This is a genomic window from Dyella sp. AD56 (assembly GCF_002878475.1).
Lineage (GTDB): Bacteria > Pseudomonadota > Gammaproteobacteria > Xanthomonadales > Rhodanobacteraceae > Dyella.
The window spans coordinates 1-13134 of record NZ_NRDP01000036.1 but is presented as its reverse complement, the minus strand read 5'-3'; the positions used below and the strand labels follow the sequence as shown (position 1 = coordinate 13134).

The following is a 13134-nucleotide window of genomic DNA, read 5'->3' as shown; positions in this document are numbered from 1 at the left end:
CCATCCCTGTCTTCTTTCGTCACCCGTGCTGGCTTGCGCCAGGCGCAGGCGTGAGCGTGTGTGCGCTCACCGCCCGATAGCGCCTGCGCGATGGCCGTCGCGGTAGACCTGCGCGAGATTCACTCATGAACAGCATGCATTTCCTTGGCGAATGGTTCGATTGCCGCGCGTCGCTGAGCGCGTTGCGCGACCCTGAAGCCATCCGTGCGCTTTGCGTCGAGCACGTGATGCGGTACCACGTAGCGATCACCTATGACTTCTTCACCGTTTCAGCCCATCGAGGCGTGATCGGCGCGGTCATGGCGGACGACCTGCACATCGTCGTGCGTACCTTTCCTGATCGCGATTCGATCAACGTCGACCTGTACGCCGTTCCGTCGCATCACACGGACGTCGCGGCGATGTTCCAGTTGCTGACCGGCCTCTGCGATGACTTCAAGCCGGCACGCACGGTGCTGCATCGCGTGCAGCACGGCACCGATGCGATGCCCACCGGGCGCCTGCCCATCACGCCCACCCAGACCTTCGGCGCAGAGAGGTGGCGTGCCGCCTAGTACCCGGCCCTCGATTTTCCGCCACGTCGCAGCGCACCCGCGCTCGGCAACATCCCTTTCGCAAGGACCTGGCGATGTCACGACATCGCTGGGCAACCATGGTGTTCCATGCTCAATACACACGCATCGCAAGACCTCAGTCACTCGGCCGTGCTCGACAGCGCCCACGTTGGCGACATCCACGGCGCACTGGGGACCATCTCCCGCCACGACACCGGGCGACGAACCAGTTGGGGAGCACGCTGGCGCACCCTGCTCGCCATCCTTGGCCCCGGCTTGATCGTCATGGTCGGCGACAACGACGCCGGCGCCTTCAGCACCTACACGCAGGCCGGCCAGAATTACGGCACTGCGCTGCTGTGGACGCTGACGCTGCTGATACCCGTGCTCTATGTGAATCAGGAAATGGTGCTACGCCTCGGCACCGTCACCGGTGTCGGCCATGCACGACTCATTCTGGAACGCTTCGGCAAGTTCTGGGGTGCGTTCAGCGTCATTGACCTGTTCATTCTCAACGCACTCACCATCGTGACCGAATTCATCGGCATCAGTCTCGGCCTCGACCATTTGGGTATTCCGCGCTACTGGGGTGTAGCGATATCGGCGCTGATGATCATCCTGGCTGCCAGTACCGGCAATTTCCGGCGCTTCGAACGTTTCTCGCTCATGCTGGTGCTCGGTAGCCTGTTGCTGGTACCCGTGCTGGTGATGGTGCATCCGCCCATGCATCAGGTGCTGCATGACATGGTGGTACCAGGCATGCCGAAAGGCGCGCCGCTGAGCGAAGTGATGCTGCTGATCATCGCTATCGTCGGCACCACGGTGGCCCCGTGGCAGTTGTTCTTCCAGCAGAGCTACGTCATCGATAAGCGCATCACGCCGCGCTTCATGACTTACGAAAAGATCGATCTGGTCGTTGGCATCGTGCTGGTGATTGTGGGCGCCATCGCCATGATGGGTTTCAGCGCCGCCACCTTCGCCGGCCGTCCCGAGATGGGGCAATTCGCTGACGCTGCCGCAGTGGCCGCTGGCGTAGCCAAGTATGTGGGCGAAGTACCTGCCACGCTGTTCTCGATTGCCCTGATCGACGCGAGCATCATCGGGGCGGCGGCGGTGTCGCTATCGACGGCGTATGCCATCGGTGACGTGTTCGCAATCAATCACTCGCTGCATCGCAAACCTTCCGATGCCAAGACGTTCTACGGCGTGTATGTCCTGCTGATCGTCGCGGCCGCAGCCCTGGTGCTTATTCCTGACTCGCCGCTGGGCCTGATCACCAACGCAGTGCAAACGCTGGCCGGCATCCTGCTTCCCGGCGCCTCGGTGTTCCTGCTGCTGTTGTGCAACGACAAGGCCGTGCTCGGTCCGTGGGTCAACGGACGCCTGACGAACATCTTCACTGGCATCGTGGTCGCGGTACTGGTGCTGCTGTCGATCATCCTCACGGCATCCGTGCTTTATCCGTCCATCAGCAGCGCGCAGATCCTCGGCATCCTCGTGGGCGGCATGGCGCTGACGGCCGTCGTTGCGCTTGGCCTTTTTGCGGTACGCCGTCTGCGCGGAGCACCGCAGGCCGAACCTATCCATCGTGAAGGCCGCGAACACTGGCGCATGCCACCGCTGCACACCTTGCCTTCCGCGCAGATGAGCGTGCGTCGTCGCCTGTGGCTGGGCGTGCTGCGCGCGTATCTCGCGGCTGCTTTGATCATGGCCATCGTGAAGGTCGTACAGATGATCGTCGCCAAGCACTAATCACCCACTCATTGACCGGATCTCTCTTCAACACCCTCGCCTGGCGAGGGTGTCAGGACGCTTTTTGCCCGTTTTTATCGTCAAAGGACTTGCCATGTACCCAACCCTCGCCCCCCTCGCGCGCCGCACACTATCTGCAGCGATCCTGGCCGGTTGCCTCGCCTCGGCCGCTCACGCAGCCGATGTGGACACCGACACGCCTGCACCGACGACGGCCGACGACCGTGCCGCCGTGCCGCCGCGCGAGCCGCAACCGTCGAGCGATGTCGATACTCACGAAGACCGCTGGAGCGTCCACGCGCAGACCACCTACGTGTGGCAGCACAAGGATGCGTTCGACGCGCCCTACACTGGGCCGCAAAGCCTGATCCCGCAAGCGGAGCACAGCTATACCTGGACGTTTACTGCGTTTCTCGGTGCGCGCTTCTGGCAAGGCGGCGAGCTCTACGTGAACCCCGAAGTGGTCGAAGGTTTACCGTTTTCCCACCTGTATGGTCTGGCCAGCATCAACAACGGCGAGATCCAGAAAAACGGCGGCACCACGCCGCGCGGTTACTACGCGCGCGCCTTCCTGCGGCAGGTGATCAACCTCGGTGGCGATACGTTCCACGTTGACGCCGGCCCCAATCAGTTGGCGAGCAACTATCAGCGCGAACGCCTGGTCATCACGCTGGGCAAGATCACGCAAACCGATCTGTTCGAGAAGAACACCTACGCCAATGATCCGCGCACGCAGTTCCTCAACTGGGCCATGATCACGCACGGTGCCTGGGACTACGCGGCGGATGCACGCGCTTACACCATTGGCGGCGCCGCCGAGCTCTACTGGAACGACTGGGCGGTGCGCGCTGGGCGTTTCATGGAACCTACCGTCGCCAATGGCACCAAGCTCAATTACAACATCGGCCGCTATCACGGTGACACGCTCGAGGTCGAACACGATCACAGCATCGATGGTCAGCCGGGACTGGTCCGCCTGATGGTGTTTCGCAACCGCGCGTTCGCCGGCAGTTACCGCGATGCGATCAACGAAGCGCTGGCCACTGGCGGTGTGCCGGACGTGACGGCGGTACGCAAGGATTCGGACAAGACCGGGTATGGCATCAGCCTGGAGCAACGCGTCACCGACGACGTGGGCGTCTTCCTGCGTGCCAGCAAGGCCGACGACAAGGTGGAGGAGTATGCCTTCACTGAAATCGACGACACCATTTCCGGCGGTGTCTCGATCAACGGTATGCGCTGGAAGCGGCCCGCCGACACGGTGGGCTTGGCCTATTCATCATCTGGACTCAATCAGGATCACCGCGATTATCTGGCGGCAGGCGGACTCGGCGGTTTCCTTGGCGACGGACAGCTAACGCGCTACGGTCGCGAACAGGTATTCGAGGCGTACTACAACGTCCAGGTGATCAAGGGCGTGCAGGTGAGCTTCGACTTCCAGCAGGTCACCAACCCGGGTTACAACGCCGACCGCAAGGGGCCCGTGCGGATCTTCGGCGGACGCTTGCACTTCGAAATCTGAGTCCCAAAGAAAAACGGCGGCCTCGTGGAGGCCGCCGTTGTGTTCACTGCAGCGCTATTCGATCAGCGCATGATGCCGGTATGACCCAGCGAGTAACGGCCCGGCTGCGGCCACACCGCCAGGCCGTGCGGCTCCTGGCCCACCTTGATGATGCGCACCTGACCGCTGGTGGTATCGAACGCGTACACCACGTCGTCGAAGCGACCGGAGAGCCACAGCGTCTTGCCATCCGCACTCACATTGCCCATATCCGGGCTGCCACCACCGGGAATGCCCCAGTTGGCGACCACTTTCTGCGAAGCGAAATCGACCACCGACACGCTGCCCTTGCCGCCGCGCGGACCATGCACCTTATTGGAACCGCGGTTGGCGACATACAGCTTGGTGCCGTCACGGCTCGGGTACAGGCCATGCGTGCCCACACCGGTCTTGATGAAACCCACCTGCTTGAAGCTGTAGGGATCAATCAGGTACAGGCCGTCGGCCATCATGTCGGCGACGTAGAAAGTCTTGCCGTCCGGGGACGAGCGGATGTCCTGCGGCATTCCCTTCTTGGACAGGTCGAGGTAACCCACCACCTTGCGGTTGACCATGTCGATCTTCACCAACTTGCCGGTGAATTCGCAGGTGAAGATGGCGAAGCTGCCATCGATAGAGAACTCGGCGTGGTTGATGCCCTTGCACTCCGGCGCCTGCAGGCTGTTATGCAGCGCCTGCGTGTGTGCATCGCGGAAGTCCAGGCGCGCGAACGCCTCAGCCACCACGATGGATTCCTTGCCGTCCGGCGTGAAGTACATGTTGTACGGATCGTCCACCGGCACCTCGGTGCCCGGCTTACCGGTACGCGGATCGATCGGCGTCAGGCTGCCGGTCTTTTTGCGCTCGGCGTTGTTGGTCACCCACAGGGTGCGCAGATCCCACGACGGCACGACGTGCTGCGGACTCTCGCCCACCTTGAACTTGTCCACGACCTTGTACGTTTTCGGGTCGATCACGTAGACGTCGTTGGAACGCAGGTTCGGCACGTAGATGCGTTCCAGATCGTTCTTCACTGCCGGGCTCAGGTGGCCGAGGCCAGACTCGCTGTACATGTCGGCAGGATTCACCACCGGCGGCATGCCGGGCACGGTGGTCACGGACGAAGCCGCCAGGGCAGTGCCGGCCATACACGCCGCGGCAAGCGCGAACGGTGCGAGTCGGAACAGACGGGTGGAACGCAGGGATTTAGCGATGGCCATGGGTCACAACTTGGTTGAGTGGTACAGGGGAATTCGTTCAGCGCGTCTGCGTATCGCGACGCAAGGCATTAGCGGTATTTACCACAATAGCATCCACGCCCAGCTGACCGAGGTCAGCCGAGGAGCGGCGCGGATCGCCGCCGTAGACGCCATCGGCAGCGCCCAGCTTCGGGCCGTGCTGCAGGCGGTCCAGCCGCACCATCTGCGGGGCCACGGCCAGTTGCAGCGAGGTATCGGCAAGGCCGGCGTGGGTGCCGATTTCATCATCCTTGATGCCGTGCTGGTGCAGGATCTGGTTGAAACCATCAGACGAGGTGGCGTAGTACTCCGGCGGCACGATGGCGCGAGCCTTGCCGCCCCATGCCTTGTTCAGCTTCGCCGCCACGCGGTCGAGATCCTTCTGGTAACCACCGTGGTCGCCGAGAAACACCACGTTGCGGAAGCCATGCACGGCAAAGCTCTGCGCGGCCGACTCCAGCATCTGCTCGAAGACTGCGTCGGGTACGGTGATGGTGCCCGGAAAACGCATGTGCGAGCTGGGCGGTGCGGTGTTGCCCTCCGGCACATAGGCCACCACCGGGGCGACCAAGGCGTCACCCAGGCGCTCGGCGATCTTCTGCGACAGGAACGCTGCGCGCGCGTTGTGCTTGCCCACCGCAATGCCGGGGCCGCTCTGCTCGGTGCCGCCGATGGGAATGATGATGGTGGTCTTGCCGGCCTGGACCTGATCGCGGATCTCGGTCCAGGTGAGGTCTTCGAGCTGTACCGTGCGCGGCGTCTGGGCAAAGGCCGCATGGGCGCCGAGCAGCAATACGCCGCACAGCAAGGCTCGCAACGACGGGTAAGGCATTGGATCGTCCTGAAAAACCAGGTGCCAAGTGTAAAGCTCATCCCCTTGGGAGCACACCCCGCACGCGATCACCCCCATCGGCGCGCGCGCGGCATCTGACTGCGCACAAGGGACGCTCTTACAAGGAGTTAGGTGCTACACAGGCTTTCATGGGCACCGTGATCTGTTCCCGATGAACGGGAATTGCCTCGCCCCTGCCCGGGAGCCGCCCATGCATCGCCACATTCTTGCCCTTGCCGCGACCCTCGCCGCTTTGGCGCCAGCGCCCTGATGATTTGCTGCGAGGATCAGGGCGACTCGCCTGGATGTCGCTCTTTCCACGCTGCCAGTTCTTCGCGATAGCGCCCCATGGCTTCATCGTAGAGATCGAAGATGCAGGGCACACAGCCCTGACCGCAGCAATCTTCGTCGTCGGGGCGTTGCGGTGGCGTGGGTGCTGGATCGTTGGAGGGCGCAACTGCGCCCTCCACCTTCGTGTTTTGCTGTGATTCGGTCAAACGGGGAGTACCACTTAAAAATTAGCCGGGCTTGCGGAAACGATAGACGAACTGGTCGGTATGGCCGCGAATCGACTTGTCGAATACCTTGATGTTGTGGGGGTCCTTCGGATTGCGCAGCACGTCGCTCTCGCCATCGAAGACAAAACCAACTGACTCCACCTGCTTCTTCACGATGGCCGGATCAATGCGGTGCAGCGTGTCGGTATCACGCATGCCCGAACCCGCCTCGGCCACATGGTCAATCACCACGAACAGACCGCCGGGCTTGAGCGAATCGAACACCTGCTTGTCGAACGTCACCGGATCGACATTGCCCATGAACTTGTCCGGGTAGTCGTGGTAGTTCTGCGACGTGAAGATCAGGTCAACCTTCTGCGGTGTCTTGAACTCCTTGGCCGGCACCATCAGCACGCCGACGTTGGCGTAGTGCGGGTTGGCGACCAGCGCCTTGGAGGCCTGCACGTCGGACGTGGCCTCTTTGCCGTACTCGTTCGGCCACACGGCGAAGACCTTGCCCTGGGCGCCCACGATGCCACTGAACACACGGGTGAAATAGCCGCTGCCCGGGATCAGGTCCACCACGGACTGGCCCGGCTTCACCTCGGCAAAGGCCATGATGTCGGCAATCTTGCGGCGCTCGTCGTTGGCCGTGTCGTCCTTGCGGGCGGGGTCATTGACGGCTGCGGTGACGTAAGAGGGAACGTCCGTCGGCGCTGGCGGTGTAGCCAGCGCAGCGGTGACAGGGAAAGCGAGGGCTACCAACACGGCAAGGACAGTCGGACGCATAACGAACTCCATGTCAGGGATAGGGGCGCTATTCTGCGCCCCCGAAGCATAAACCGCAGCAGGAGTTTCGGCACGGTGCTGCGTCGCGTTATTTGGCCGTGCCCGGCCCCGCCAGCGTGGTCAGCAGTACGTGCCAGTACGCCAGATCGTCATAAAACGACTTCACCGGCACGCGCTCATTGAGGCCGTGCGCGAACGAATCGCTGTTCTTCATGAACATGCCGTTGACACCGTACGTGGGAATGCCCGCCGCGCGGAAATAGATGCCGTCGGTGGCACCCGACTCCTGCACCGGCGTAACCGCAACACCTGGACGGATCGAATGCACCGCCTTGGTCACGGCAGCGACCACGTCGGGGCGCAGCGGCGACGCGTCACTGGCCACCGCGTGGCCAATCAGCGTCACTTCCACTTTCGAACCCACGAGATCCTGCAACGTCTTTCGCACCGTCTCGATCGCCACACCCGGGAACACGCGGCAGTTGATGTTGGCGGTCGCCGATTGCGGCAGCGCATTATCCGCATGGCCACCACGCAGCATGGTGGCCACGCATGTTGTTCGCGTCTTGCCTACTTCCGAGGGTTCGGCGGCAAGCACGGCGGCCGCGGCGGCATCGCGCGGGTCCTTGGCAAAGTCGCGCATCGCCTGCCCCACCTTGCCCTGCGTGCTGGCACCCAGCGCCTTGAACGAGGCGACCGTGGTGTCGTTCGACATCACGGGGAACGCGTAACCCTGCACCTTCTTCAGCGCATCGGCTAACTCGTAGATGGCGTTGTCAGCACGCGGTAATGAACTGTGTCCGCCCGGGTTGCGCGTGGTCAGCTCGAAATCCGCGTACGCCTTTTCGGCGGTCTGCAGGCCGAACACGAGCGGCTTGCCGTCTTCGCCCAATTCACCGCCACCGGCGTCGGTGTTGAGCGCGAACTCGGCATCGACCAGATCGCGGTGGTTCTTGACCAGATCGTCCATCGTGTCCTGCGAGGTTTCCTCATCGCCCGTGTAGACAATGATCAGGTCGCGCGTGGGCACGAAGCCGGCTTTCTTAAGTTGGATGAAGTTGGCCGCCAGCACGGTCACGCCGCTCTTGATGTCCTCGGTGCCGCGCCCGTAGAAGTAACCGTTCTCTTCGATCAATTTGAATGGATCGCGCTGCCAGTCTTCCGGCTTGGCGGTCACCACGTCCATGTGCGCCATCAATGCAATGGGCTTGCCGCCCGTGCCGTTGCCGCGATAGCGCACCACCATCGCCGCCGTCTCGCCATGCGGAATGATATGGATGTCCGAATCAGGAAAGCCCGCGGCGCGAAACTGGTCGGCAAGGTAGTTCGCCATCACCGGCACCTGCCCCTGTCCGATCTCCGTCTTGAAGGCGATCAGGTGGCTGAAGATGTCCCGTGCCTGTGCCTGGTTGGCATCGGGCGCCGCCAGAGCGGGCAATGCGACGGAACAGGTCAGCAAAGATGCGAGCAGGGATTTCAGCATGGGCGTCTCACCGGCGTCGAAAGGAGCCGTGAGTATGTCGCGTCGTTTGCCCGTGCGACACCACCCCACGATACCGGCGCGTCAGCCCTGCTGGAAAGGCCAGGTACCCAGCGTGCGGTACTCGCCGCCGCCCACGATGCTGTGCAGCAGCGAGCAGCCGTCCACGCGCCACCGGATGGGTTCAATCGAAACCATCTGCGGCAGCGCACCACGGCTGTAAGCGAACGTGACGTGCGGGGTGAAGCTGCGCGACAGGTGCTGCCCGAGTCCTGCCAGCACCAGCGCTTGCCGCAGATCCTCCCAAAGCTTCAACAGCCCGTCCGGCACCTGCGAACAACGCAACACGCAAGGTGGCTCACGCCCGTGGAAGCCCGATACCGAGTCCAACACCAGTTCGAAAGGTTCCACCGCTAGTTTGCCTGCCGCATCAATCGCCGCACGCACGATGTCCTCACGCAGCATCGGGTGGTCACCCAGGAAATGCAGGGTGACGTGGTAACGCGACGGCCGGATCATCCGGGCGTGCATGGGTTGCGTTGCGGCCACGCCAGCCGCTGCATGCTCGATCTGGCGCGCCACGGCCTCGCCTGGCATAAGCGCGAAGAACAGACGATGGATTTGGGCGGGCTCGCCACCGCCCCCAAGCAGGTCGGGCTGGATATCGGTGGTGGTGCGGGAACGGGAGCGACTCATGCAGAACGGGCCGATGGAAACGTCCCACCTTACCGCAATTGACATTCCTCGCCGCCCTTGCACGACAGACGCCGCCCGGTAGTAAGCTGGCATCGCCGATGCATCCCCAAGCTCGGCATCCACATCGATGCAACATCACGCCGTCAGGAGGAAGAACATGGCTTTCTCTGCACGTGTTTCCGATGCGCCGCTCGCCCAGATCAATGTGACTCCGCTGGTCGATGTCCTACTGGTATTGCTGGTCATCACCATGATCACCTCGCCGGTACTCACCCACAAAGTGAAACTCGATCTTCCCCAGCACGGCATCGTGGACGTCACTACACCACCCGAAATGGTCCAGCTCGCTATCCACGCGGATGGATCGATGACCTGGAACGATGCCCCCATCGACGCATCGATGCTGTCGTCGCAGTTGGTGATCGCCGCACACCAGAGCGAGCAGCCGCATCTGGTACTCGATCCCGCCGACGGCGTTTCCTACCAGACCGTTGCCAGTGTGATAGCCGAGGCGAAACGGCAAGGTCTGCAGAGGATCGATTTCATGGATCCACGTTGAGGCTGCGCACCTGCGAAGGCACTGGCACGCCTTCGCGGGTGCAGCGACGTCATCACGTATCCGTGACATAAGCAAACCGTTCCGAAAGCCGCATGAACCTGCGGCGCGGCGTTGTGCCTGCGTGCACACGGCGGGACCTACGCTGTTCTCCGTGCAACACCGCCGCTGTCTGCCGGAGGGAACGTTGATGAAACACGACTCGTCCATTGCACTTCGCCACAAGCTCGCCGCTGCCGCGATCGCCGTGGCATGGGTGGCTCTGCCCCTGCCGGCGCTGGCCCAGTATCACCATGGCCCGCCGCCGCAGCATTACGACCACCGCTACGACCACGGTCACTACGACTATCACGACGACCACCACGGCAACGATACCGGCGCCATTGTCGCCGGCGCCTTGCTCGGCGTAGCGGCAGGTGTAGCCATTTCTAATGCGAACACGCCGCAGCCGCCGCCCACCGTGGTCTACACCTCGCCGCCGCCTCCGCCGCCACCCGGCGTCGTCTACTACGACAACAGTGGCTACTGAGCCATTACGGATTCGCTCTGCATAGGGAATACTGACCATGAAAACCATGCTTCGCAGTCTGACCATGCCGGCGCTGCTTTCCTTCGCGTTGGTTGCCGGCCCGGCCCTGGCGCAACAAGGCACGCCCACCACGGCACCTGCCGCGCAGAAACCACCCACCGCCACGCCTGCGGCCGCCCAAGACCACGGCCAGAAGCACGCCGATGCCGTGGAGCGTCGCATCACCGATCTGCATACCCAGCTGAAGATCACCGATGCACAAGCCAAGCCTTGGGATGCGTTTGCGCAGACCATGCGTGACAACGCGCGCAAGGCGGATGAAGCCTTCCGCGACCGCGCGCAGAAACTGTCGACGATGAACGCACCCGATGCGATGAAGTCCTATGCCGATCTCACGCAGACGCATGCCGACAACATGAAGAAGCTCTCGTCGGCCTTCGACGATCTGTACGCCGTGCTCACACCGGATCAGAAACAGATCGCCGATGCGATGTACCGCAACCCAGGCGGCCCCAAGGCCGGTGGTCCACACAAGGGGGGCAAAGGCGGCAAGGGAAGCAAGAGCGCGCCAACTAGCGCGTCCTCCTCGGCAAGCGGTTGATCGCTACACCATCTACCTCGACGCGGCGCGCGTTTCGCGCCGCGTCCGTTTTCAGGTATCCGCCGCGGTCCCCTCCGCCTGTTTCAACGACACGGAATAGAGGGTTTCCAGTGGGCCAAGCTGGTCGCGCGTGTCGTAAGTGACGTAGTGCAGCTCCCGTACCGCCAGCATCGGCGGAGGCGTGGCGAGCATGGCCAGCCGCCGACGCACCACGTCACCAGCCACGCATCGGCGATACAAGCCCAGCGTGATGTGAGGTACATAAGGTGACTGCCGTACTTCACGACTCGCCTCACCCAGCACCTGTCGCCATCGCGCCAGCTGTCCCTTCGGATCGCCCACGGGAATAAACGCTGCGCTTGCGAAACTGTCGGGCCGCGCCAGCGGTAAGGTGCACATCGCGCCTGCGCAGGCCCGCAGCAACGCGACTTGCCGCGCCAACCGTTGCGGTGGGAAATCATCATCCTCGACACCCTCGCCATGGAAGCCGCAGACGAACACCGTGAGGTGGGGTTGTCGGCGCGGACTGGGATGAATCAGGTCGGCCAGATGTTCGCGCGCCGTATCGATGTAATCGAGCAAGGCCGCATCCTGCACTGGCACCACCCATACGCCATACCGCCCGCGCCCCCGATGCCACTCGGGGTAGTCGCGCAACTCGGCCACCAGCGTTTCGGCGGGTCCCGCCACGGGATCGGAAAACAGCATGGTCGGATGGTAGCGATTCCTGACCGAAGCCGCCGCCGGTCATGCGGAACGTCATATCGCTGCCGACCTCGGTTGCGGCTACAGTGACGCCGCTAGATGCCATGGAGAATGCCATGTTCCGTTCGCGTCACTCCCCGCTCGCCGCCGTTCTCTGGGGCGGATTCGTCGCCGGTACGCTGGACATCGGCGCAGCCACGCTGATCAGCGGCTACAGCCCGCTCATCATCCTCAAATACATCGCCAGCGGATTGCTGGGCAAGGCCGCGCTGGCCGGCGGCATCGCGGAGGCCGCGCTGGGTCTGGTGCTGCAATGGGCCATGTCGCTGCTGATTGCCGCCGTCTTCGTGTTCACCGTGGGCCGGCGCGCCGCCGCGACACGTCAATGGCCCGTGTGGGGTGTAGCGTACGGGGTGGTTATTTTCTTCGTGATGAACTACGCGGTTGTCCCGCTCTCCGCGCTGCACGCCAAGCCGCACTTCAGCACCTTCAGTTTCATCGCCAATATGGCGGCCATGCTGCTGTTCGGTTGGATCATCGCCCTGTTCGCGCGCAACAAGCTCGCTGGCTAAGCCGTCTTCCCGCCGCTGCGTCAGCTGGCGTGCTGTAGCAGGCTGTGCAGGCCAGTGCTAGAAGAGTTGGCAACACCAAGCTATATCGAATCTTCACGAATCTATGTTCACCGCATCGAGAAGTGCCTTGACCGGAACCTTCATGGTGTTTGAGTAGTAGGTTCGGGTGGTAGAGAAGTAGAAGGTTCTGATGATTTTGCAGGAGACGTCTGTGCGACTCGCCAATAAGCTGCTGATTTCGGTGGGAGTCAAATAATGGGTTGATGTGCCGTTGTCCTTGGTTTCCTCAAAGTCCACCTCTACGGTGTAGGAAATGGAGGTCTTATGGTCGTCTGACAATTTGTCACCAACAACCCTCACGGTGTCAGGCCTGATGCTTCCGTACAATCTGCGCCGTTGAACATGATCGTTGGAAAAGTTGATGTCGTCATCCAATGAGCAGATAAGTCTAGGCGGCATCGCGCTCCCACCTTCATTCCAGGCAGGGTCTTCAAAGTCGACGCTGGATTTGAAGGTTAGGGCCGACGTCCCCCCGCTTTTGAGTAGCGATTCGATTTGGAGTCCAATCCCCCAACCGAAGGAGATTGGACGTGAAGAAGCGTTTTACCGAAGAGCAGATCATCGGCTTCCTGCGAGAGGTTGAAGCCGGCATGCCAGTCAAGGAGCAGTGCCGCAAGCACGGCTTCAGTGAGGCTTCTTATTACCTGTGGCGCAGTAAATTCGGAGGCATGAGCGTGCCCGAAGCAAAGCGACTGAAGGATCTGGAGACAGAGAACGGGCGGCTGAAAAAGCT

Annotated in this window: 15 protein-coding genes; 8 read left to right on the top strand and 7 right to left on the bottom strand. The window is 62.3% G+C overall.

Translation table 11 applies throughout. The features are described 5' to 3' along the window. Window positions 1–125 precede the first annotated feature (125 nt). From DyAD56_RS21840 to DyAD56_RS21830, 3 genes are all read left to right on the top strand, one after another. Window positions 126–554 carry an S-adenosylmethionine decarboxylase gene (locus tag DyAD56_RS21840; protein ID WP_102304948.1) on the top strand — a complete coding sequence of 143 codons (429 nt, stop codon included), beginning with the start codon at window positions 126–128 and terminating at the stop codon, window positions 552–554. A gap of 108 nt (window positions 555–662) precedes the next feature. Next, on the top strand, window positions 663–2306 hold the full coding sequence (locus tag DyAD56_RS21835; RefSeq protein ID WP_102304947.1) for an NRAMP family divalent metal transporter: 1644 nt from the start codon (window positions 663–665) through the stop codon (window positions 2304–2306). A 94-nt stretch (window positions 2307–2400) separates the two neighbouring features. Continuing rightward, complete coding sequence (locus tag DyAD56_RS21830) at window positions 2401–3828, top strand: carbohydrate porin (RefSeq protein WP_102304946.1); 1428 nt, start codon at window positions 2401–2403, stop codon at window positions 3826–3828. 62 nt (window positions 3829–3890) lie between these two features. Here the strand turns inward: DyAD56_RS21830 and DyAD56_RS21825 are convergent, their stop codons facing one another. From DyAD56_RS21825 to thpR, 6 genes are all read right to left on the bottom strand, one after another. Next, complete coding sequence (locus tag DyAD56_RS21825) at window positions 3891–5066, bottom strand: YncE family protein (RefSeq protein WP_102304945.1); 1176 nt, start codon at window positions 5064–5066, stop codon at window positions 3891–3893. A gap of 37 nt (window positions 5067–5103) precedes the next feature. Beyond that, complete coding sequence (locus tag DyAD56_RS21820) at window positions 5104–5916, bottom strand: creatininase family protein (protein WP_102304944.1); 813 nt, start codon at window positions 5914–5916, stop codon at window positions 5104–5106. Between the two features lie 287 nt (window positions 5917–6203). Then, a complete protein-coding gene (locus DyAD56_RS21815; RefSeq protein WP_102305002.1) occupies window positions 6204–6386 on the bottom strand; it encodes an oxidoreductase-like domain-containing protein in 183 nt (60 codons plus the stop codon). A gap of 48 nt (window positions 6387–6434) precedes the next feature. After that, the gene (locus DyAD56_RS21810) at window positions 6435–7202 is read right to left on the bottom strand and encodes a class I SAM-dependent methyltransferase (RefSeq protein ID WP_102304943.1); all 768 of its coding nucleotides are present in this window, start codon (window positions 7200–7202) and stop codon (window positions 6435–6437) included. An 88-nt stretch (window positions 7203–7290) separates the two neighbouring features. Next, window positions 7291–8685 (bottom strand): M20/M25/M40 family metallo-hydrolase, encoded by a 1395-nt coding sequence (locus DyAD56_RS21805; RefSeq protein WP_102304942.1) that lies wholly within the window; start codon window positions 8683–8685, stop codon window positions 7291–7293. An 81-nt stretch (window positions 8686–8766) separates the two neighbouring features. Beyond that, window positions 8767–9378 carry an RNA 2',3'-cyclic phosphodiesterase gene (thpR, locus tag DyAD56_RS21800; RefSeq protein ID WP_102304941.1) on the bottom strand — a complete coding sequence of 204 codons (612 nt, stop codon included), beginning with the start codon at window positions 9376–9378 and terminating at the stop codon, window positions 8767–8769. A 157-nt stretch (window positions 9379–9535) separates the two neighbouring features. Here thpR and DyAD56_RS21795 point away from each other — a divergent pair, with 157 nt between their 5' ends. From DyAD56_RS21795 to DyAD56_RS21785, 3 genes are all read left to right on the top strand, one after another. Continuing rightward, window positions 9536–9937 carry a biopolymer transporter ExbD gene (locus DyAD56_RS21795; protein WP_102304940.1) on the top strand — a complete coding sequence of 134 codons (402 nt, stop codon included), beginning with the start codon at window positions 9536–9538 and terminating at the stop codon, window positions 9935–9937. Between the two features lie 187 nt (window positions 9938–10124). Next, window positions 10125–10463, top strand: coding sequence for a hypothetical protein (locus tag DyAD56_RS21790; RefSeq protein WP_102304939.1), 339 nt, complete (start codon window positions 10125–10127; stop codon window positions 10461–10463). A gap of 37 nt (window positions 10464–10500) precedes the next feature. Continuing rightward, the gene (locus tag DyAD56_RS21785) at window positions 10501–11064 is read left to right on the top strand and encodes a Spy/CpxP family protein refolding chaperone (protein WP_102304938.1); all 564 of its coding nucleotides are present in this window, start codon (window positions 10501–10503) and stop codon (window positions 11062–11064) included. Between the two features lie 51 nt (window positions 11065–11115). Here DyAD56_RS21785 and DyAD56_RS21780 read toward each other — a convergent pair whose 3' ends face one another. Beyond that, the gene (locus DyAD56_RS21780; RefSeq protein ID WP_102304937.1) at window positions 11116–11772 is read right to left on the bottom strand and encodes a 2'-5' RNA ligase family protein; all 657 of its coding nucleotides are present in this window, start codon (window positions 11770–11772) and stop codon (window positions 11116–11118) included. A gap of 113 nt (window positions 11773–11885) precedes the next feature. On the opposite strand from DyAD56_RS21780, the gene DyAD56_RS21775 reads away from it, so the two are divergent. Further along, entirely contained in the window at window positions 11886–12341 is a 456-nt protein-coding gene (locus DyAD56_RS21775) for a hypothetical protein (protein WP_102304936.1), read from the top strand. 650 nt (window positions 12342–12991) lie between these two features. Next, window positions 12992–13134: transposase (locus DyAD56_RS21765; protein ID WP_233202809.1), on the top strand; the 143-nt coding region annotated here is incomplete at its 3' end.